This is a genomic window from Veillonellales bacterium, from assembly GCA_039680175.1.
Taxonomy (GTDB): domain Bacteria; phylum Bacillota; class Negativicutes; order JAAYSF01; family JAAYSF01; genus JBDKTO01.
The window spans coordinates 26,119-47,925 of sequence record JBDKTO010000041.1 but is presented as its reverse complement, the minus strand read 5'-3'; the positions used below and the strand labels follow the sequence as shown (position 1 = coordinate 47,925).

Below are 21,807 nucleotides of genomic sequence, written 5' to 3'. Positions count from 1 at the left end.
GACAGGATGGCGCGGATTTTGATTGTGGACGATTCGGCTACGGCAAGAGGGATGCTGGGCAAGATGGTAATATCTCTCGGCCATGAGGTTGCCGGCGAAGCAGCCGACGGCAGCGAAGCTTTTGCCGAATATGTCAGGCTGAAGCCGGATGTAGTTACCATGGATTTGACAATGGCTGTGCATGACGGGGTTCAGGCTACTTCTAAAATTCTTCTCGCTTATCCGGAAGCGCGCATTATTATGGTCAGCGCCCGTCGGGATCAACGGCTGATACTCGACGCTCTGGAACGGGGAGCCCGGCATTTTTTGGTGAAGCCGGTTTCACAGGACATGCTTTCAGCGGTATTAAATAATGTTTTGCAGCAAAAATTTGACAAGCAGAAGCACCTTGCTCTTGTGCGCAGTTTGCGGGACGCTGCCGCCTCTCCGGGGACAGGACAAAAAGTTCCGCAGCGGGACCATAAAAAAATCCCGGCGCGGGTGCTGATTGTGGATGATTCCGCAGTGGCCCGAAACTGCCTGCGGGGAATCGTCACCGCCTTGGGGCATACTGTTGCCGGCGAGGCGGCCAATGGCGCCCAGGCTTTTGTAGAGTATACCCGGCTGAAACCGGATGTGGTGACGATGGATCTGACAATGGACGGGCTGGGCGGGGCGGAAGCAATTTCAAAAATTATTGCGGCCTATCCCGCTGCCAAGATTATCGTCGTGAGTGCCATGGAATCCCGCCGGGGAATACTTGATGCCCTGGAGCGGGGAGCCCGGCACTTTATTCTAAAACCGATCCGCCAGGAAAAGGTAGCGGTCGTGCTTAATAATATCCTGCAGCAGGATGATAATTTGCAACAGCATCGGGAACGGGTCCGGAAGCTGAAAAAGGCCGAGGAACTGTCAACCGTTCTGGGAAATGATTCCAATACGCTTTTGCCGCCGTATGCGATTTCCGTTCAGGACGGGGTGGTTCAGGTACATTTGAGTCACAGCCTCACCCTGACCAGCTGCCGATCCTTAGCGTTGGAACTGGAAGAACATTTACAAGGTACTCCCCGGGTATTGCTTGATTTTGGTAGGATGGCGAAATTGGAGCCGCCCCTGCTGGACAAAATAAATGAAATGATTGCGGTAATCCACAGCCATTCCGGCAAGGTGAAGGCGATAGCCAATAATAAGCGGCTTGTCGACTGGATTCGGGGGGAACAAGGCCAGGAAGAGGCGAATCTGCTGGCGGGTATAATACAATATTTTGAAAATTAAAGCAGGGAGAAGAATGGCAAAAATTTTAATTGTCGACGATAGTCCGGTGGAAATAAAAATAATTCGCCGGTTTTTAGGCGATAGATATGAAATTATGGAGGCCTTGGATGGTCAAACAGCCCTGAAACTGGCGCATGAAATCAGGCCGGATTTGATCCTGCTGGATATCATTATGCCGGGTATGGATGGCCTTTCCGTTTGTAAAAAATTGAAAAGCCAAAAACCGATGGCCGATATCCCTGTGATTTTTATTACCGCGGTTGCCGATTCCCGGGAAGTAGTCCGGGGATTTGAAGCCGGGGGACAGGACTATATTACGAAGCCGTTTTTTTCCCCGGAATTGTGCGCCCGAATTAAAGTTCATCTAGAACTGAAAAAATCCAAGGAAATTTTGCTGGAATATGCCAGGGAACTGGAATTGAAGAACCGGGAGTTAGGGCAGGTAATGGAAAAGTTTCGGCTGGCTGCCATGACAGATTATATGACCGGTCTTGCCAACAGAAGAAGTATGATCCAGCAGATTAAAAGCGCGGTTGATAACTTAGAGCAAAATACAGGCAAGGCAGCGATTATTTTGGCTGATATTGATGATTTTAAGCAGGTAAACGATACCTATGGGCATGATTGCGGCGATTTGGTGATAAAAGAAGTCGCTGCTTTGATAAAGTCGGTGGTGCGGGAAGATACGGCAGTGGCTCGCTGGGGCGGTGAAGAGTTTTTGCTGCTGCTGACGGATGCTGGGTTAAAGGATGGTCAGATTATTGCCGAACGAATACGAACAGTGATTGAGACAGCACCTTTTTACTGCCGGAGAAAAAAGTTTCCGGTGACAGTCACACTGGGGGTAGCGGAAATAACTCAGGCGACAGGGCTTGACGCAAGTATTAAAAATGCCGATCAGGCTTTGTATAAAGGCAAACTGCAGTCAAAGAACTGTGTGGTAAGTTATTTGGCGATGTGAGGGAGCGGACAGCAATGCTAAAAACCCGCAGCTGCGGGTTTTTAGCATGTAAGGGATAGAACTCAATTAATAACATTTTACCGGGACGGCCGGATTTATTTCCCAGATGTCCCGTGCATATTCGGCAAAGACCCGGTCGCCGGCAAAATTACCCGAATAAGCAATGTTGCAAGCGCACATGCTCAGCCAGACTCTTTGATCTCGGTACTGCTTTTCCAGCCTAATTTGCGCCGCAGCGTACGCTCCGAAATCCTTGAGGACAAAAAATTGGTCGTTATGGTTGAGAAACGATTCGAACAGAGGTTTAAACTCAGCGGCGTCAACGGGAAGAAAACCGTTAATAAGCTGGTCAAGCACGGTTTTGATCCGGGGATCGCTGTGATAAACATCCCACGCATTATAGCCGCCGTGCTCGTAGTAATTCAGCACTTCGTCGGCTGTAAGACCAAAGGTGATAATATTTGCATCGCCGACGAGATTGTGCATTTCAATGTTTGCCCCATCAAGAGTTCCGATAGTAACCGCTCCGTTCAGCATGAACTTCATGTTTCCGGTGCCGCAGGCTTCCCGGCTGGCTGTGGGAATTTGCTCGCTGACGTCGGAAGCGGGAATAATCAATTCGGCCATTGACACATTATAGTTTTCCACAAATACGATTTTGATTTTATCCCGGATGGCTTTATTGTTGTTGATGACCGCAGCCAAGGTATGAATTAGTTTTATGGTTTGCTTTGCCAGAAAGTATCCGGGAGCGGCTTTGCCGCTGAAAATAAAAGTGCGCGGTATTATGTCTAAATCGGGATTTTCCCGCAGCAGATTGTAGAGATGCATAATGTGGAATACGTTCATAGTTTGACGTTTATAGCCGTGAATACGTTTGATCTGCGAATCGAAGATAGAATCAACGTTAATATCAATTCCCTGCATGTCTCTTATGTATTTGGCAAGCTTTAGCCGGTTGTTTTTCTTAATTACTGCCAGTTTATCCTGAAAAGCTCCGTCATCCGTGTACTCCAGCAGTTTCAGCAGGTGACGGGGAAACTGCATCCAGCTGGGGCCGATACTTTCGTTCAGCAGCCGGGCAAGGGCCGGGTTTACTTTTAGCAGCCAGCGGCGATGGGCTACTCCGTTTGTTTTATTATTAAATTTGGCGGGATAAAATTGATAGAAATCTTTCATTACCCGTGTCTTCAAAATTTCAGTGTGGATTTGAGCCACGCCGTTCACACTATGACTGCCAACGATGGCCAAGTGAGCCATATGAACGTTATGATCGGCGATTATTGCCATTGCTCGGATCCTATCCCAGTTTCCCGGATACTTGTTCCACAGTTCCCGGCAAAAACGCTCATTTATTTCGTTGATAATCATATAGACTCGGGGCAGAAAGTGCTGGAGGATATCCGCAGACCATTTTTCCATTGCTTCCGGCAGCACCGTGTGATTTGTGTAGGAAAAAGTATTCCGCGTGATCTGCCAGGCTTCATCCCAGCCGATGTCTTCTTCGTCCACCAGTATTCGCATCAGCTCGGGAACGGCCAGCACCGGATGGGTGTCATTGATGTGAATGGCAATATGGCTGGCCAGATCGGACAGGGGTATTTTCCTTTGTTTGCAGTTGTTGAGGATACTTTGAAGACTGGCTGAAACGAGAAAGTAATGCTGTTTGAGGCGTAATACTTTGCCTTCGTAAGAACTGTCATCAGGATACAGTACGCTGGACAGTAATTCCACTTTATTTTTATAGGCGATTGTTCGAATGCAATCCAGAGCATTGGCCGCTGAGCATATGAGATTTTCTCGCACCGGTTCGGCGCTCCATAGCCGCAGCGTGTTTACCGTGTCATTCTTATAGCCTAAAAAGGGAACATCATACGGAACAGCGGACACCATCTCATAATTTTCGAGGATATAGCTCACTTTTCCCGACGACACCATTCGGACTGTGCCGCCGAATTTTACCGGCACCGATTCCTCCGGCCGGCGGAATTCCCAGGCGAAGCCTTCGGCTAGCCAATTATCCGGTACTTCAATTTGGCAGCCGTTCACGATTTTCTGTTCAAAAAAACCGTAACGATAACGGATGCAGCAGCCATGTCCCGGCAATCCCTCAGCTGCCATAGCGTCAAGGTAACAGGCGGCCAGTCGTCCCAGTCCGCCATTGCCGAGACCGGGATCTTCTTCAACCGTCTCTAGGGTATCCAGACGAATGTCCAATTCAGCCAATGCATCCCGGCACAGGTCATAGATTCCTAAATTGACCAGATTCATTCCTAACATCCGGCCAAGGAGAAATTCGATGGATAAATAATAGACTTGTTTTTGTTCCTTTAGCCGCGACTGTCGGTTGGAATCAAGCCACTTTTTGCTGATATAATCACGGACGAGGCTGCTCAAAGCTTGGTACCGTTCAAGCCGGGACGTTTCTGCTAAGTTTTTTTGGTGCAGGTACAGCAGCTTTTCAACAAATTGATTCTTAAAAATTTCTTTGCTAAGATGCATAAAAACCCTCCTCAGGCCAAGCGCTTAAAATAGAAACTAAATGACGGTACCCTTTTTTAGAAACAGGGGATTCTCCCGGCTCCCTTTCAGACAAATTCCGGCTGAAATTCGAACATCCTTATCACAGATAACGTGCTCTAGACAGGCGTTCTTCGCCACCGCGGTGTTGGGCATTAAAATGCTGTTCTTAATGTGAGTTCCTTCGTCTACAATTACCCGGTGAAATAATATGCTGTGGTCGACAGTGCCTTTAATGCTGCAGCCGCCTGCTACCAGTGCATTTGTTGCCTTGGCCTGTCCAACGTACTTAGCAGGAGCTTCATCCTTACTTTTTGTGTAGATTTTACCGGGCTGAAACAGTTCCCGCCATATCTGAGGGTCCAGCAGGTCCATGCTGTGCCGGTAATAACTATGCAAACAATGAATTCGGGCAATGTGTCCCGGATAAAGATAGGCGTAGACCTTTAACTGCTGTAAGTGATTGCTGATCACCCGAAAAAGGCAGTCGGCAGCATTTTCGGCAAAACAAGTTTGAATAAGCTGGATTAACAGTCCTTTTCGCAGCATAAACATGCCAAGAAAAAAATTTGTATTGTCCCCCTGAGACGGATTAAACTGGATCGCGGTTACCCTGTTATCGTTACCGATATCCAGCAGAATGCAGTTTGGACAGTCCTGATCGCCGGACGGCTGTTTTTGATATAAACAAGTGATGTCGGCTTTGACTTCTGTATGAAAGCGGAAGGGCAGAGAAAAATCAAAATTACCGATAACACCGGCAGAAGCCACAATGACAAATTCCTGCCGGCTTTTTTGCAGGAAGTCCAGATTACTGTGAAAATGATGCCAGTCGAATTCGAACCCTTTTTCCTTTGGATCATAGGGGGGAGGCAGCAAGGTCAGTCCATCTTTTTTTCGCCCCAGCTGCCAGTCCCTGCCGGAACGTAAATGATCGAGCAGCGACCGGTGCTGATAGGGAGCAAGAATGCCGATATTGTCAATAGCCGAATTGACCATTCCGGATAGAATAAAATCAATCATGCGGTATTTTCCCCCAAAAGGAACGGTGGCAAGGGGGCGATGGAGCGTCATTTCTCTTAAAATCTGGCTGCTTTCTACGGTATTAATAATTCCCATAAGATTGCCCATCAACCATCCTCCCGGCATAATATATCGTCTGCTGCTTTGCTATGCAGCAGGTGAGCAGCGTGTTCGCCGATCACGGTGATTTTTTCATTGCTGCTGCAGCCAATGCAGCAGTTTTCGGCGATACTGACGCCGCTGCCGATAATTGCGCCGAATATTCTGCTGTTCGCCCCAATTTTGGCATTCGGCATAATCACTGAATTTTTGACGATTGCCCCCGAAGCGATGCAGACGCCCGGTAACAGAACCGAATGGTCCACATGGCCGGCAACAATGCAGCCATCGCCAATTAGTGCCTGAGAAGTGATTGCCGCTTCGGTAAGGCATTGTGGCGGTTGGACGGAATCTACCGTATAAATTGGCCACAGGGGATCGTCCAGCGCAAGTAACGGTTCATCTCCCAGCAAATCCATATTGGCCTGCCAGAAGCTTTCCACCGTTCCCACGTCCTTCCAATAACCGGTAAAAGGATACGCAAACATCTTCCGGCCGTCCTGGAGCATTTGTGGAATTATGTTTTTACCGAAATCGTGACCGGATTCCGTTTCTTTTTCATCGGCAAGGAGATATTGCTTTAATATAGGCCAGTTAAATACATAAATCCCCATTGAGGCCAAGTTACTGCGGGGGTTTTGGGGTTTTTCCTCAAAATCATGAATACGGAAATCGTCGCCGATATTCATAATACCGAAGCGGCTGGTATCCTTCCAGGGTACATGAATCACCGAAATAGTCGCTTCCGCTTGTTTGAGCCGGTGCTGTTGCAGGATGAACCGGTAATCCATTTTATAGATATGGTCGCCGGATAGGACTAAAACATACCGGGGAGAATACTGGTCGATAAAGTCAATGTTTTGGTATACGGCGTTGGCAGTTCCTTTATACCATTCACCGCCATCATCCTTAAGATAAGGAGATAAAATAAAAACACCACCGGTGCAGCTGGCCAGTTCAGGCGCTATTCCATCTTCTACATGGCACTGCAGCGCGAAGGGCCGGTACTGAGTCAGTACGCCGATTGTATCAAGCTGGGAATTATAACAATTACTCAGAGTAAAATCAATGATACGATATCTGCCGCCGAAAGGCACAGCAGGTTTGGCCAGGGTTGTGGTCAGTGTGTTCAGCCTGCTGCCTCTTCCTCCGGCTAATACTACGGCAACGCATTCTTTTTTTTGCATGACAAATACCTCGGCTGAAAGATTGACAAATAAGTAGCCATATTCTGTGAAAGTAACTTCGTAATATTCATACTCCGATAGTATAACCCTTTAAACCCGGTAATTATTCGGGATATTTCTTATAATGGACTATGGGTACAGGTCCTTGACAGCCCTGGCGGATCCGATTGAATAATTCGCTCATTCTGAGAATGCGTGCCAGTGGATTCACTTGATAATTGCTCAAAGGTCGAGGCGTATGATATAATAATTTATGTGTTTGGTATGCCACTCCCAGTCCTTAGGCTGATAAATACGCATAATTTTGTTAGCCTGTGACTTGTATTTGCGTAAAAACCGTTTCCTTAAAGAAAGACAGTGTTAAATCGATCGACGGATGTACCCTTTTACCGGACTGCGATATAAAATCAGTTGTTATGAAGCGCCAAGGCCGAATGTGTAGGGCAGCTCTCAATTTATGGTTCTGTTTTCCGATTGGCAAACCTTAGCTTATATATTCTTTAAAGTTGGTGGTCGAGTGAAAAGGTGTATTGTAATTGCCGGAAGAGTTGAATAAAAAATAAAATTGGAGGATTATTATGGCTATTCCGGCTGATAAAATATATCCGCGGACCAATGATTTTGACACCGTATACCTGAAAAACGTGATTACAGATCCCAACATCATTGTCGACGATTATACGATGTACAATGATTTCGTTTCAGATCCAACACAGTTTGAGAAGAACAACGTACTGTATCACTATCCCGTCAATAAAGACAAATTGAGGATCGGGAAGTTTTGTTCTATTGCCTGCGGCGCAAAATTCCTTTTTACAAGTGCCAATCACACGCTGAAATCGCTTTCCACCTACCCGTTCCCAATTTTCTTTGAAGAATGGGAGCTGGATAAAAAGGACGTCGCCTCCGCGTGGGACAACAAAGGCGATATCGTCATCGGCAACGACGTCTGGATCGGTTATGAAGCGGTAATCCTGTCCGGCGTTAATATCGGTAACGGCGCGATCATCGGGACGAGAGCGGTCGTGACAAAGGATGTTCCGCCGTATACCGTGGTCGGCGGAATTCCCGCGAAAGAAATCAGAAAGCGTTTTGATGAAGGAGCAATTCGGAAACTGCAGCAGATCGAGTGGTGGGATTGGCCTGTTGAAAAGATACAGCATTTCCTGCCGCAGATCATGAATGGAGAAATAGACAAGCTGCGTCTTTAAGATTATTCCTGTTATAAAAAGCCGGAACATTCTCAGGAGCCTGAGAATGTTCCGGCTTTAACACTAGCTATAATCGTCAATTGTTCCTCCCGGCAACTACAATTTTGGCTTCGGAATCAAAGATTTGCTTGATAAATATAACAATATTCAGACTCTTCTCCACCTATCTTTAAGCAAAGCGAGCTATATTGCACCGGTCTATCGGTATGGAGGTCTCTCCCTCCGTAATAAGCTCTGTTAAAATAGTACCGACCAATGGCGATAAAGTAAACCCGCTATGCAAGGCTGCAATAAAAAGGTTTTCGATACCCGGAACGCCGCCAATAATCGGGAATTCATCTTGCGGCATAACACGCAAGCCGGCAAAAGTACGGACCATTTTTGCTTCAGCCAAAGCCGGTACGATTTTAGCTCCAAAATTGGCGGTCTCTTCGATTACATCCAATGTTGTCCTCCGGTCAAATCCGGCGGTTTCTTTGGTATAGCCAATTAATATCTCACCATTACAGGTTTGCCGCATTGATGACAGCGTATGCTTGAGCAAAGGCGCCAGCGGTTCCGTAATAATGATTTGTCCCCGCACGGGATAAACCGGAATATTGATTCCCAGCAGCTTACCCAGCTCGCAGGTCCACACACCGGCACTTAAGACTAATTTCTTGCAGGAAAATGTCCCGGCCTTTGCCGTTACAATAAATTCCCCCTGCTTTTTCTCAATATTGATGACGGGATTAGCGTACTCATAGATGACACCATTTTTTTTAGCCGCCCGCATGTACTGTTCAACTAAGCGCATGGGGTTCACAGTCCCATCAAGATTACTGTGAATAGAGCCAAAAATTTTCGGTGACAAGGCAGGCTCTAGTGCCAATGTTTCATCCCGATCCAAAACATGCATCTCGATTCCAGCCTGGGATTGGGATTCAGCCAATCGCAAAGCTCGATCCCTCTCTTCTGCTGTAAAAAAGGGATCGATACCGCCGGTACGCGTATATTCAATATCGCCAATTTTTCTGGGCAGATATTCATACAGTTCGGCACTAAACATAGAAAGTTCCCCATACCAGGAGGGAGTCTTACTTTGCACCCAGACCCAGCCTTGTGTAGATCCCGATGTCCCGTTTAAAGGAAACTCTTTATCGATAACTAATATCCCCTCGGTTTGAACTTCAGACAGATGATAGGCAATTCCGCTGCCAATCACGCCGCCGCCAACGATAATCGTTTCATAATCTCTACGCAATTTATGATTCCTGCCCTTCATCCGGTTTTGATTCTGCCAGCAACGATTGCATAGCAGAACCTCCGGAAAAGTGATCGGCTAAAATTCCGATGGGAATAGCGCGAAGCGGCATTCTCATATGTGGAACAGGAATAGCCGCCACCGATTCTCCCCTGATTTGTGCAATCAGCTCGGATATTACAGTTCGGCAAGTCTTACCCTGGCAGAGCCCCATGCCGCTCCGTGTCAGTCTTTTGACATCATCAAACGTTTGCGCTCCCTGGGCAACTGCATTCTCGATATCTGCTACAGTAATTTCCTCGCAGCGGCAAACGATTGTTGACTTATCCACCTCGAGTCCCCCTTTTTTCACCGTTCGTTCCCCCTTTACTCTAAACTTATCCGTCTATAGCTAAATAGGCATTCATTTTCTATATCAACACAGTGAAGAGAAATCTTTTCACACTGCCGTACTTCTGAACCCGGCAACTGTTTCAACGATATTCTCCGCAACAAGAAAATCCATGCGTTTCAGGGAATCCCAAGTGTAAGAACCTACATGGGACGTAACTACAATATTATCCAATCCTGTTTGAATAATAGGGTCGTTACTCACCGGTTCTTTCTCAAAAACATCAATAGCCGCTCCGGCTATTTTTCTGTCCTTTAGCACTGTGAGCAAATCCCGTTGATTGACTAAGCCCGCTCTGGCGGAATTAATGAAATAGGCTGTAGGTTTCATCAACGCAAACTCTTTTGCACTAATCATATGTTTAGTCTCTTCATTGAGCGTACAATGCAGACTGATAAAGTCTGATTGCGCTAACAATTGCTCCCGGGAACATACCGTAATTCCATGTTCAGCCACAAAATCCTTATCCGGATGGCGGGTATTTACTAAGATATTCATATCAAAGCCGCTTGCCCGTTTAGCAACCGCTTTCCCAATACGTCCCAATCCGAATATACCCAGCGTTTTCCCCCAAACATCACTGCTGATCGGGCGATACCATCGATTGTCCCGTAATTTGGCGTCAATCATCGGAATTTTACGCGCCAACGACAGCATCAGGGCAAAAGTCAAGTCGGCTACCGTTTCATATCCTGGCATATCATCCGTAGTTTTAACTTGCACCCCTGCCGCTTGGGCAGCGGCAGTATCAATGTTTTCAATACCAACGCCGTGTCGGGATACAACCTTCAAATTAGTACAATGTTTGAAAACCTCCCGGTTGATTTCATCAGAACTGGAATATACCAGAATCGCATCCAGAGAATGCCGGCTATTCAGTTTAATAATATCGCCCGCACTCATAGCAGTCTTCGCCGAGTTCCAAAAGATATGCCAGCCGTTTTGAATAAAATATTGTTCCACTCTATTTTTATGTTCCTGATCGATTTGACTGCCGAATTCTTTTGACGTAATTAATACTGTTTTCAAATTCATCCAATCCCTTCCGCTTTTCGCATAGTATCATCGGCATATATGCCCGCGCTTGATTCAGTTCCTGCTGAGCTAACGTTTTGCATTTATCCCCAAAAAGTAAAGATACTTTCAAAAATCGAATAAGGTCAGATTCCAGCTTCACTGATTATTCATTCCAATAAATTTAAATATAGCTCACTTTAATTCTGTTTTTTGGTAAGAACACGCATTGCTTCGGCAATGCGTTCCAATCCATCGCGACAATCTTCATAGGACGCGGCATACGATAATCTAAAGTGACCATTCCCGCTTTCCCCGAATACCGAGCCATCCACTACTGCAGTTCCCGCATTGTCAAGCAGATATTCAGCTACCTGGGCGGAAGTAATGCCGGATAGAGTAATCCGGGGAAAAACATAAAAAGCACCTTGGGGAATTCCTGCTAATTCAATTCCGGGAATTTGTGGAATCATCTCCAGTACGAGTCGCCGTCTCCGGGCAAATTCCTGCATCATGGTCTCCACACAGTCTTGCGGTCCGGTAAGTCCCGCCGCCGCCCCATACTGAGCAAAACTGCACAATGACAGCATCACATTCTGCTGGAGCCGAACAGCGGCGCTAATTACCGGTTCTACAGCGGCTATATACCCGACACGCCAACCAGTCATCGCATATGTTTTCGATAATGAGCCGCAAAGAATCGTTCGGTCCCGCATTCCGGGAAATCCGGCAGGAGATACACAACATCCGTCGTAGACCATATGATCATACGCATCGTCGCATATCAGCCATAAACCATTATCAGCTGCAAAATCAGCCACTGCTTTTAACTGTTCCGCTGTTAACACGCTCCCTGTGGGATTGTGAGGAGAATTTACGATAATTGCTTTTGTTTTCGCCGAAAGAGATTTTTTAACGGCTGAGAAATCATAAGCAAAATTTTTATCCGGTTGAAGCGGGATCTTGACTGGAACACCGCCGGCCAGTCGTACTGCCAAAGGGAATGGGCCAAAGCAGGGGTCAGGAAGAATCACCTCGTCACCCTCATTTAAAATACTCATAAAACTTAAATACAAAGCCTCCTGACCGCCTGCCGTCACCATGATTTCTTTATCCGGATGATAACGTAGCTTCTTGTCGGCTTGCAGCCGCATCGCCAGCGCTTCGCGCAATAGAGGTATTCCACTATTGGGAGCATAGTGGACAAACCCCTTGTCAAGCGCTCTTTTTGCCGCCGCTTTGATGTGCTCCGGTGTATCAAAATCAGGGCGGCCAATTTCAAAGTGAATTACTTTTTGTCCCTGGGCTTCCATTTTATTCGCTTTTTCAAATACCTTGCGAATTCCCGCAAAGGGAATCTGAGCCACCCTGCTTGCTATAACAGGTACATTTTCCACAAAGATGCCTCCCTTAAATTCCTAATAAGTACGCCTATTTTCTGCCACCAGAATTCACCAGCAACACCTTGGCCAAACCTCCATAGACGCGAACTGTATTATTTACTTCACTGTTTCATGCTCCGGCACTTTACTATTACTAAGGGAGTGCTCAAAATAGCTAACCCCGATCGTAATAATAGCTGACAAACATACCCCTGGAACTATACCGCCGCCAAACATCTTCGTTAGCGATGGTACGTATTGAAATACTGCCGCAGTCCCTCCGCCCAGGAAGAGGGATGCCATGGCAGCGCTCTTGGTAATATAGGTAACACCGTTTTTATTCCTTAACAGCAGTCCCAGAACAAGTGGCATAAACAAGCCACCACCGGTCACTGCCAAACCAAACAGGGCAGCGGAAAGTACTGACGGAAAGGAAAAGGCCACTCCCACAGCGCCAACGCCAAGAATGAAGGTAAACCACCTTCCCATTTTAACCAATTCGGCATCAGTGGAATTGGGTTTGAAAAAGGGTCTAATTACATCCATTAATAGCAATGTCACTCCGGAATTAAGCAGCCCTGCTGATACAGTCATATCTGCGCCGATAATGGTAACAACCAGTAATGCTGCCAATACCGGATCCAGCCAAGAGTTGAGCATCCAGCTAAATGCCATGTCCGCCTTCGGCAAATTAGGATTAATGGTATACGCGGCCATCCCCACGAAAATACTCGCAGAACACATCAGAACTGCGAAAAAGGCTGTCCACAAAAAGCCTCTTTGCGCCGCTTTGGCATCTTTTGCCGAAAAACATCTCTGCCACCAAGCCTGAAAGGTAAATTGCCCACATAATGGCGTTAAAAATAACGAAATCGCGGCACCAAACCCAATTGTCGTCATGGACCACATCTCCGGCTTTACGGCAGTAACCGCTGTTTTGATTCCACCGACACCATCCACGCCAAGATAGACAACTACGAAGAAAATCGCGCCCACGACGATGCGAATCAGACCCTGTAGCAAGTCAGTCCAGGCAATGGCCCACATTCCTCCCATAACTGTGTATAAAATTGTTGTAAGCGAGGCTACCCAGATACCGGATACCGGATCGATTCCCATGACTACTGAAAGCAATGAGCCTATCCCGATTGCCTGCCCGCCGGTCCAGCAAATCATCGGTATGGTCATCATAATCCCCCCCAGCGCACGCAGCCATTTATCATGAAACATTTCTTTTTCCAAGAACTCATTGAAAGTGGTATAGGCGTATCGACCTATCATTCCAGCAAGAAACAATGCGAAAATAACTTTGCTGCCTTGCTCACCCGCCAGCATCCAAAACTGATTAAGCCCAATCTCATAACCTTTTCCGGCATAACCAATGAAATTTCCGACTCCCATCACGGTAGCAAAATCCGCAAAAAATATCAGTAAAAACGGCAGTTGCTTGCCACTAATAAAATAATGGCTGGCACTTTGACTGCTTTTACGCGCCGCTATCCCCCCTATAATTAACTGTAACGGAATTAAAACAGCAAAAATCCACAAGGCAATTGAACCAACCTCAGTTACCGTCATACCACTCACTCCTCTCATTCTTTCTCTCGCTACTTACTGTCTATACGCCGGCTTCCTGCAAATATGCCCTTTCTAATACACACCACCTGTCGCCACACCTCCTCATGCACGAAGCCTGCCGGGTCTGTCTGAACGCCTTATGCCTTATTTATGTAAAAAAGCTGCGGTATTGTGTAGTTATACACAATACCGCAGCTTCATCGCTTACTTAAACATATATTTTTTTAGATAAATACAGCCGGATTTGATTGGCTAATTAATATACATGCAAAATTCATGCCAATTCCAGGCGAAGAGTACTGGTATTAGAGGAATATGGCTAACTTTTTTTAAATCCGTCTAACGTACTTGCTAAAGACCCTGCTGTGGCAGCATCCGCACAAAAAGATAGAATTTAATGATCGAAGCAATCACCTGGTCGCAAAGACATTAAAGCAACGAACCTCGTCTATTATTTTGATCGCAGTTAAGCTAGAAATTCTAAAAATTTCTATTAATTTCTAATAAACCTTATTTTTTTAATTTATATAGCTTAATTTTATTATACAGCGTTGCTAAAGACATATTTAACCTTCTGGCGACTTCCTTCTTGCCGATTACCGAATAACCATAGGTTTGTAAATACCTGGTAATTGCTTCTTTTTCGTTGTCACCTTCCCGGGATTTTTCCGTATAGATCTGGGGCAAATGAACGTCTTCCAGCTTTAAAACATTTCCCTGACAGAGAAAAACGGCCCTTTCCAAAACATTTTCCAGCTCCCTGATGTTCCCGGGCCAGGGATACGGGGCCATTGCGTCCAGCGCCTCCTGGCTTATTCCCTGAATACGGGTTCCCACTCTTGCCCCAATTCTGCGGATCAAATAGTCGGCTATGCTTTTCAAATCGGCAATTCTCTCCCGTAAAGGCGGAATAGTAAGGTTGATGACGTTCAGCCGATAAAACAAGTCTTCACGGAATTTTTTTTCGTGCACTAATGATACCAAATCACGATTGGTGGCCGCAATAATACGCACATCCACTCTCACTGATTTCGTTCCGCCAACCCGTATATACTCTTTATCTTGCAGCACCCGTAACAGCTTGGATTGCAAGTTCAGATTCATGTCACCGATTTCATCCAAAAACAATGTACCTGTATTGGCCAAATCAAAAAATCCCAGCTTACGGGCTGTGGCAGAAGTAAACGCACCTTTTTCATAGCCAAAAAATTCGCTTTCCAGCAACTGTTCGGGAATGGCGGCACAGTTCACTGGAATAAAGGGCCTGGATCTTCGGACACTGGAGTCATGAATAGCATGAGCAAAAATTTCCTTACCAGTACCGCTTTCCCCCAGAATAAGTACCGTCAGATCGCTGGCCGCAGCTTTACGGGCAAGCTGAATCACAGCTCGTATTTGCTGACTGTTCCCTATAATATCTTCAAAGGTATATTTTGCCGAAGCCAGATGTCCTACCTTTTTATCAAGAAATGCCACCGCCTGCTTGTTTGCCTCCAGCTCCTTACTTAATCGGCTTAACTCGGTAATATCGTACGCTACCGTAACCGCTCCGGAAAACTTGCCGTTTATATAAATCGGCCCCGCATTACTGATCAATTCCACATCTGTACCTTGTGGATGATTGCGAATATTTTTCACCGGAACTTTTTGTTCCAATACACGTGCCATGCCTCCATCCGGTGAAACTTCAAAAACACTTTTGCCCAGACGATCTTCCAGTTTCAAGTCTATCATTTTTAGCAGCGAATCGTTGATAAAAATTTCCAAACCCTGAGCATTCGCAATTTGTATTCCCTCTACCGTAGAATTTAGCGCTTGAAAAAATATTTCCCGTTGTAACGTTTGTTTTTCTAATTGGACAATAAAGTTCCATACTAACTTACCCAAGCTTCCGTCTAAAACGATTATATTTTTTGATTGCAGCTGCCGGAGAGATTTCCTCAATTCCAGGTTCGAGGTATCTAAGTTTAAAACAAATCCTGTTTCAATACTGTTGCAGAATTCCCCTATATCACTAAAAATCCTTGTCTCAAAATAAGTGCAGATTTCCTCGAGTGTACTGCGGTTTTGAGCACCTCCCGTAAGATAGGCGGCTCTAACATCAAAAAAGAAAGGCTTAGGACCCCAGGAGCGGATAGCTGACTGCAAAATATCCGGGGATACGATGATCCCCCATGGTCCTTTCACTATACTTTCCGTCATGTAGTACCACCCCAGCCGTTTATACTTTCTGATAGACTAAAAAAGCTTCTGCGCTATTAATCCTAAACGCAGAAGCTCCATCGCTTTCTTACTACTATAATAATATTATTTTAGCACAGTACCGTTTATGTTACAAGACTAACGCTATAAACATGCTATTCAGCGAATGACAACACCGACAAAATAAACGAACGCCAGCTTAAGAAATATCAGCTAACGTCGATAGCTGCTGATTTATTATGGAGTACAAGGATTACCGGCTGCCCTGGTGAAATAGAATAGATGGAATGAATGCCGGCACTAAAATTGATGGGAGGTCAAAAATATTGTGTCATTTCTCAAAAGGATCCAGGAAAATTTTTATGAGATGAGTCCTAAAAATAAAAAACTGGCCACGTATTTATCTAAAAATTACGACAAAGTTGTGTTTCAAACGGCCAAAGCTTTGGCGAAAGATGTGGGCGTCAGTGAAGCGACGGTTACCCGATTTGCGACAGCTCTGGGGTATAATGGCTATCCTGATATGATTAAAGCCATGAGTAAAATGGTGAGAAACCGGATCACTACGGTTGATCGCTTACAATTATCGTTGCAGTCTCCCCGGGAAAACCCGGTAAAAGATGTAATGGACCGGGATATGATCAATATCCGCCGAACAGTAGAAGAACTGGACATGGCCGGGTTTCAACAAGCAGTAACCTGTATTGCCGATGCCCGTAAAATTTATATTGTCAGTTTCCGCAGCGCAGCCGCACTCGGTACGTTTCTTCATTACTATCTTCAAATGCTCCTTAAAAACTGCACCCTGGTCAGCAACCCCATTAAGCTTGTCGATGAGTTAGTCGACGCCGGCCCGGAAGACTTAGTGATCGGAATTTCTTTCGCCCGTTATACGAAGTTAACCGTGGATGGGTTACAGTTTGCCAAGGAACGGGGAGCCCGCACACTGGTAATTACCGACACCAACACCTCGCCACTGGTCAGGCACGGTGATACGGTACTGTTAGCCCACCGGGACATGGCCTATTTTATTGACTCCCTTGCGGCTCCTTTATCCCTGATGAATGCCCTTATCGTTGCGGTAAGCGAAACAAATCCGCAGCAGACCCGTCAACGGCTTTCGGAACTGGAAGCACTTTGGAAACAGCATGCGGTTTACCATGAAGAATAATTTTTGACACGTAAGAGATAACGCAGCCAGACAAAAACGTAGACCTTTCTCCATAAAAAAATGATGGAAATATTTCATTTTATAGTATATAATGAAATAAAAATTTAATTCAAAAGGAGTGGTCTTTCTTGGATAACGTGTTCTATCGTAATCTGCATAAAGATCTTGTGGAAATCGATCATGGCGAAGGCGTCTATTTGTACGATTCAAATGGCAGAAAATATCTGGATGCCTGTGCCGGAGCAGCCGTATCGAATATTGGTCATGCCAATCCTAAAGTGATTCAGGCCATGACCGAGCAGGCTAAGAAAATCGCCTTTAGTCACTTATCCCGCTGGACTTCCAAACCGATCCGGGAATTAGCGGATTTAATCGCCGGGCTGACCCCTGGCTCACTCAATAAACTATATCTTGTTTCCGGCGGTTCGGAAGCTACCGAAGCAGCCTTGAAAATGGCCCGGGGTTATTTTCTGGAAAGAGACGGCAACAAAACAAATAAATACCGGATTATTTCCCGCTGGAAATCCTATCACGGTAATACCATCGGTTCTTTATCCATGACCGGCGATAAACGCCGTAAAAAGTATACTCCCTTACTGCTTAACTTCCCGAAAGCAGCTCCCTGTTATTGCTACCGCTGTCCCTTTGGCAAACAGCCGGAAACCTGCGGCGCAGCCTGCGCCCATGATTTGGAACGGATTTTGAAAATAGAAGGTGCGGAATACGTCACCGCCTTTATCGCTGAACCGGTTGTCGGTGCCGCCTGCGGCGCATTGGTGCCTCACCCGGAATATTTCAAAATCATCCGCCAGATCTGCGATCACTATGACATCCTGCTGATTGACGATGAGGTTATGGCCGGCTTTGGGCGGACGGGATCCTTGTTCGCTATCGAAGACTTCGGTGTGGTTCCCGATATGATTTGCGCCGCCAAGGGTATGAGCTCCGGTTATTCGCCCCTTGGCGCTGTAATTGCAAAAGACGAAATCTTTGCTGCATTCATGGAGGGTTCCGGTGTGTTCACCCACGGTCACACTTACGGCGGCAACCCGTTGTCGGCAGCTGTCTCGGTGGCAGTAGTAAACACGATTATTGAAGATAAGCTGGTGGAAAATTCCCGAACCATCGGCAAATATTTGCTGGGACAATTGAAAGAAAAGCTGCTTCCCTTCTGGTTTGTCGGTGATGTACGGGGCATCGGCCTGATGCAGGGAGTGGAATTCGTCCGTGACAAAAAAACAAAAGAACCCTTCCCGGCAAACGCCGGCGTTGCGGAAAAAATTACTCAGGCCTGCCTTAACCACGGCATTGTTGTGTATCCCGGCACCGGCGGCGCCGACGGAGTAAATGGCGATCACTTCCTGTTGACACCACCGCTTATTCTCACCCGGGATCAGGCGGACGAAATCGTCGAAGGGCTGGTGGCCGGTTTCACTGATTTTGGCCGGGAACTGGGTTCAAAAAAATAGCGATACGGAAAAGAAAGGGTGAAAACATGAATGATACAAGCAAGATAATGACGTTAACGGACGCAATTGAAAAATTTGTCCATGACGGAGCTCTGATTTCGCTGGGGGGATTTTCTGCCACACAATGTCCCATGGCGGCTGTGCATGAAATGATCCGGCACAAAGTTAAGGGACTTCATCTCGCTGCCTGTTCCAACGGTCAGGCAGTGGATGAGCTGATTGGCGGCTGCTGCGTGGAGAGTGTTGAAATCGCTTACTGCGGCAACGGACGGTTCGCACCGACTTGCTTCCGTTTCCGCAAAAGCGTCGAGCAGGGAAAAATTAAAGTTGAAGACTATTCAAACTATCAAATGGTCTTACGGTTTACAGCCGGCATGATGGGGCTGCCCTTTTTACAGACTTATGCTACATTAGGAACGGATATCATCAACAAATGGGGTTTTGACGAAGAATACCGGCGAAAGAACCCCTGTCTGCCGGCAAAAAAACTGATTGTTATGGATAATCCCTTTAATGAGACTGATAAGGTGGATCGGCTGGTGTTAGTACCGGCCTTACAGCCGGATGTTACCATCATTCATGCACAAAAAGCCGATAAAGCCGGAAATGTCCTGCTCATGGGTCTAGTCTACGCCGATATTGAACAGGCTAAAGCCGCCAAGAATGTTATCGTAACTTGTGAGGAAATTGTGGACACGGATGAACTAAGAAAGCAACCCGAGAGAAATCAACTCGTCAGTTTCCAGGTCAGTGCAGTGGTGGAAGTACCCTGGGGTGCTTATCCTACAGCTGTACCCCAGTACTATGATTACGATCCCTGGTTTCTAAAAACCCTGTATCCCGCAGTTGCCAAAGATGATGCAGAATGGCCGAAATATCTTGATAAATATGTTTTTGGCGTTAAAAATCGTGAAGAATTTCTCTCGCTAATCGGTACTGAGAGACTGGAAAACCTTAAAGCAGATCCGGAATATGGATACAAACGGAATTTAGAAAGGAGGTAATCAAATTGACAGCATATACAGGTCAGGAAATGATGGCGATTATTGCCGCCAGAGAAATTAAAAATGCCGGCGTCGATGTCATATTGTGCGGTACGGGATTAGCCACCCTTGCGGCGATAGCGACAAAAAAGATTACTTCGCCGGCTGTGGTCATCTTCTTTGAAACAGGCGCTACCGATGTGGAATTTAATAAAATGCCGATTTGCTTATCCGATCCCAGAGTGATGTACCGGACAGTACGGTTAGGCAGCTTAATGGATTCCTTTAACCAAATACAAAATCAGATTACCGGCAAAAAAACTCTGTCTATTTTGGGAGCGGCGCAAATTGATATTTATGGAAACTTAAATTCCACGGTAATCGGCGATTATTTTCATCCCACTGTGCGTTTCAGCGGCAGCGGCGGAGCAGCCGACATCGGAAGCGTAGTCGGTCAATCCATCGCTTTCATGGATTTAGGCAAAAGAAAGTTTGTGGAGAAGCTTGACTACTTAACGACCCCCGGCTTCCTAGATGGCCCCGGTGCCAGGGAAAAAGCCGGTCTGCCGGGCGGCGGTCCTTCAATGGTGATAACCAATAAGGCTTCTTTCCGCTTTGATGATATCACTAAAAAAATGTACCTTCACAGCTATTATCCCGGGTTTACGCCTGAAATGATTCAAGCCGAAATTACTTTTTCAATTGATCTGACCCGGGCCAAGGAAGCTGTACCTCCGACTGAACATGAACTTCATATTTTACGAACGGAATGCGATCCTGAGAGAATGGTTTTAAAATAAGCACTTTGTCCGGCAACTCCCCGCATAAATTGCCAGGAGCTGCCGGTTTATCTGCAGCCGGCAAGCTCAGCCCATTATAATATTGGGAGGTAAAATATTATGCGAAAAGTTGTTATCGCCAGTGCAGTCAGAACTGCCGGCGGAAAATTTGGCGGCTCTTTAAAAAGCGTCACCGCACCTGAACTTGGTGCAGCTGTAATAAAGGAAGCTGTAAAACGGGCCAAGTTGGAAGGGGAACTGGTTGACCAAGTCATCTTCGGCAATGGCTGGCAGGCCGGGGTCGGGGCAAACCCGGCAAGAATCGCTGCCGTAAACAGCGGGCTGCCGGTAACCGTACCCGCGTTTACCATCAATATTCGCTGCGGCTCCAGCTTGAGAGCCTTGCAGCTTGCCGCTTTAAGCATCGGGGCGGGAGAAACGGATATCGTCGTTGCCGGCGGTACTGAATCTCCCAGCAATGTTCCCTACATTCTGCCGGGAGCACGCTGGGGCTATCGAATGGGCAAAAAGTCCGTGGAAGATGTGCTGCATGCCGACGGATTTTTGTGCCCTTTAGCCGAAATGTTTATGGGAGATACGTGTGAACTGCTCAATCAAAAATACGACATTTCCCGTCGCGAACAGGACGAATTTGCGCTCGCTTCTCAATTAAAAACAAAAGAAGCGGTTACACGCGGAGTTTTCAAAGAAGAAATCGTTCCTATCGAAGTTAAAGGGAGAAAAGGAATCACGGTTTTTGCTACCGATGAAGTGCACAAGGAAACTTCCTTGGAAGGATTAGCAAAATTAAAACCGGTATTTAGCAAAGGGGATACAGTAACAGCGGGAAATAGTTGTGCTTTATCCGATGCTGCTTCTGCGGTTGTCGCCATGTCGGAAGAAAAGGCAGCCCAGCTGGGAATTCAGCCAATGGCGATCATTAAATCCTACTCTTTCATTGCGTTAGACCCGAAACAGATGGGACTAGGGCCGGCGGTAGCTGTTCCGGCTGCGTTAAAAAAAGCCGGGATGGAATTAAAAGATATCGATCTCATTGAACTCAATGAAGCCTTCGCCGGCCAGGCCCTTGCCTGTGACCGGGAATTAAAGCTGGACAGAAGTAAGGTCAACATCTACGGTGGAGCGATTGCACTGGGGCATCCGGTTGCGGCCACCGGCACCAAGATTCTTACCACTCTCCTGCATGCTATGAAAAACCTGAATAAAGAAACCGGGTTAGTTACCCTTTGCATCGGCGGCGGCCAAGGCGTAGCCATGATTGTTGAAAGGAAAAATTAAGCGATCATGGTTCATAGCTCATAGCACGTGGCACTGAATTT

The 21,807-nt window shown here is 46.4% G+C and carries 17 protein-coding genes; 8 read left to right on the top strand and 9 right to left on the bottom strand.

What is annotated here, in order from left to right:
* Positions 1 to 6 precede the first annotated feature (6 nt).
* Positions 7 to 1,254, top strand: coding sequence for a response regulator (locus ABFC84_06520; GenBank protein MEN6412408.1), 1,248 nt, complete (start codon positions 7 to 9; stop codon positions 1,252 to 1,254).
* A 13-nt stretch (positions 1,255 to 1,267) separates the two neighbouring features.
* Positions 1,268 to 2,215: a diguanylate cyclase gene (locus ABFC84_06515; protein MEN6412407.1), complete on the top strand. Its 948-nt coding sequence runs from the start codon at positions 1,268 to 1,270 to the stop codon at positions 2,213 to 2,215.
* A 66-nt stretch (positions 2,216 to 2,281) separates the two neighbouring features.
* Here the strand turns inward: ABFC84_06515 and ABFC84_06510 are convergent, their stop codons facing one another.
* Genes ABFC84_06510 through ABFC84_06500 form a run of 3 tightly spaced genes read right to left on the bottom strand, consistent with a single transcriptional unit; the run spans position 2,282 to position 7,044 of the window.
* Positions 2,282 to 4,717, bottom strand: coding sequence for a glycogen/starch/alpha-glucan phosphorylase (locus ABFC84_06510; protein ID MEN6412406.1), 2,436 nt, complete (start codon positions 4,715 to 4,717; stop codon positions 2,282 to 2,284).
* Positions 4,718 to 4,753: 36 nt separating this feature from the next.
* Positions 4,754 to 5,866: a glucose-1-phosphate adenylyltransferase subunit GlgD gene (gene glgD / locus ABFC84_06505; protein ID MEN6412405.1), complete on the bottom strand. Its 1,113-nt coding sequence runs from the start codon at positions 5,864 to 5,866 to the stop codon at positions 4,754 to 4,756.
* On the bottom strand, positions 5,866 to 7,044 hold the full coding sequence (locus ABFC84_06500) for a glucose-1-phosphate adenylyltransferase (GenBank protein MEN6412404.1): 1,179 nt from the start codon (positions 7,042 to 7,044) through the stop codon (positions 5,866 to 5,868). The genes glgD and ABFC84_06500 overlap by 1 nt, the downstream gene beginning before the upstream one ends.
* Positions 7,045 to 7,622: 578 nt before the next feature.
* Between ABFC84_06500 and ABFC84_06495 the strand changes: the two genes are divergently transcribed.
* A complete protein-coding gene (locus ABFC84_06495) occupies positions 7,623 to 8,255 on the top strand; it encodes a CatB-related O-acetyltransferase (GenBank protein MEN6412403.1) in 633 nt (210 codons plus the stop codon).
* A gap of 169 nt (positions 8,256 to 8,424) precedes the next feature.
* Here the strand turns inward: ABFC84_06495 and ABFC84_06490 are convergent, their stop codons facing one another.
* The 6 genes from ABFC84_06490 to ABFC84_06465 form a co-directional block, all read right to left on the bottom strand.
* Entirely contained in the window at positions 8,425 to 9,498 is a 1,074-nt protein-coding gene (locus ABFC84_06490; protein ID MEN6412402.1) for an FAD-dependent oxidoreductase, read from the bottom strand.
* A gap of 1 nt (position 9,499) precedes the next feature.
* Positions 9,500 to 9,850 (bottom strand): (2Fe-2S)-binding protein, encoded by a 351-nt coding sequence (locus tag ABFC84_06485; protein ID MEN6412401.1) that lies wholly within the window; start codon positions 9,848 to 9,850, stop codon positions 9,500 to 9,502.
* Between the two features lie 87 nt (positions 9,851 to 9,937).
* Positions 9,938 to 10,924, bottom strand: coding sequence for a phosphoglycerate dehydrogenase (locus tag ABFC84_06480; GenBank protein MEN6412400.1), 987 nt, complete (start codon positions 10,922 to 10,924; stop codon positions 9,938 to 9,940).
* A gap of 179 nt (positions 10,925 to 11,103) precedes the next feature.
* Positions 11,104 to 12,300 (bottom strand): pyridoxal phosphate-dependent aminotransferase, encoded by a 1,197-nt coding sequence (locus tag ABFC84_06475; GenBank protein MEN6412399.1) that lies wholly within the window; start codon positions 12,298 to 12,300, stop codon positions 11,104 to 11,106.
* A 102-nt stretch (positions 12,301 to 12,402) separates the two neighbouring features.
* On the bottom strand, positions 12,403 to 13,863 hold the full coding sequence (locus ABFC84_06470) for a sodium:solute symporter family protein (protein ID MEN6412398.1): 1,461 nt from the start codon (positions 13,861 to 13,863) through the stop codon (positions 12,403 to 12,405).
* 510 nt (positions 13,864 to 14,373) lie between these two features.
* Complete coding sequence (locus tag ABFC84_06465) at positions 14,374 to 16,065, bottom strand: sigma 54-interacting transcriptional regulator (GenBank protein ID MEN6412397.1); 1,692 nt, start codon at positions 16,063 to 16,065, stop codon at positions 14,374 to 14,376.
* Positions 16,066 to 16,393: 328 nt separating this feature from the next.
* Here ABFC84_06465 and ABFC84_06460 point away from each other — a divergent pair, with 328 nt between their 5' ends.
* The 5 genes from ABFC84_06460 to ABFC84_06440 all read left to right on the top strand — a co-directional run bounded on the left by ABFC84_06460 (position 16,394) and on the right by ABFC84_06440 (position 21,766).
* Positions 16,394 to 17,236: a MurR/RpiR family transcriptional regulator gene (locus tag ABFC84_06460; GenBank protein ID MEN6412396.1), complete on the top strand. Its 843-nt coding sequence runs from the start codon at positions 16,394 to 16,396 to the stop codon at positions 17,234 to 17,236.
* A gap of 137 nt (positions 17,237 to 17,373) precedes the next feature.
* Entirely contained in the window at positions 17,374 to 18,705 is a 1,332-nt protein-coding gene (locus tag ABFC84_06455) for an aspartate aminotransferase family protein (protein MEN6412395.1), read from the top strand.
* A gap of 26 nt (positions 18,706 to 18,731) precedes the next feature.
* Entirely contained in the window at positions 18,732 to 19,709 is a 978-nt protein-coding gene (locus ABFC84_06450; GenBank protein ID MEN6412394.1) for a CoA-transferase, read from the top strand.
* A gap of 5 nt (positions 19,710 to 19,714) precedes the next feature.
* Positions 19,715 to 20,488 (top strand): CoA-transferase, encoded by a 774-nt coding sequence (locus tag ABFC84_06445; protein ID MEN6412393.1) that lies wholly within the window; start codon positions 19,715 to 19,717, stop codon positions 20,486 to 20,488.
* 99 nt (positions 20,489 to 20,587) lie between these two features.
* Complete coding sequence (locus tag ABFC84_06440) at positions 20,588 to 21,766, top strand: thiolase family protein (protein MEN6412392.1); 1,179 nt, start codon at positions 20,588 to 20,590, stop codon at positions 21,764 to 21,766.
* Positions 21,767 to 21,807 lie beyond the last annotated feature (41 nt).

Excerpts from the sequence above, each read along its gene's own strand:
- ABFC84_06465 (MEN6412397.1), bottom strand. The coding sequence starts at position 16,065 with ATGACGGAAAGTATAGTGAAAGGACCATGGGGGATCATCGTATCCCCG.
- ABFC84_06470 (MEN6412398.1), bottom strand. The coding sequence starts at position 13,863 with ATGACGGTAACTGAGGTTGGTTCAATTGCCTTGTGGATTTTTGCTGTT.
- ABFC84_06510 (MEN6412406.1), bottom strand. The coding sequence starts at position 4,717 with ATGCATCTTAGCAAAGAAATTTTTAAGAATCAATTTGTTGAAAAGCTG.
- ABFC84_06520 (MEN6412408.1), top strand. The coding sequence starts at position 7 with ATGGCGCGGATTTTGATTGTGGACGATTCGGCTACGGCAAGAGGGATG.
- ABFC84_06515 (MEN6412407.1), top strand. The coding sequence starts at position 1,268 with ATGGCAAAAATTTTAATTGTCGACGATAGTCCGGTGGAAATAAAAATA.
- glgD (MEN6412405.1), bottom strand. The coding sequence starts at position 5,866 with ATGGGCAATCTTATGGGAATTATTAATACCGTAGAAAGCAGCCAGATT.
- ABFC84_06495 (MEN6412403.1), top strand. The coding sequence starts at position 7,623 with ATGGCTATTCCGGCTGATAAAATATATCCGCGGACCAATGATTTTGAC.
- ABFC84_06480 (MEN6412400.1), bottom strand. The coding sequence starts at position 10,924 with ATGAATTTGAAAACAGTATTAATTACGTCAAAAGAATTCGGCAGTCAA.
- ABFC84_06500 (MEN6412404.1), bottom strand. The coding sequence starts at position 7,044 with ATGCAAAAAAAAGAATGCGTTGCCGTAGTATTAGCCGGAGGAAGAGGC.
- ABFC84_06440 (MEN6412392.1), top strand. The coding sequence starts at position 20,588 with ATGCGAAAAGTTGTTATCGCCAGTGCAGTCAGAACTGCCGGCGGAAAA.
- ABFC84_06450 (MEN6412394.1), top strand. The coding sequence starts at position 18,732 with ATGAATGATACAAGCAAGATAATGACGTTAACGGACGCAATTGAAAAA.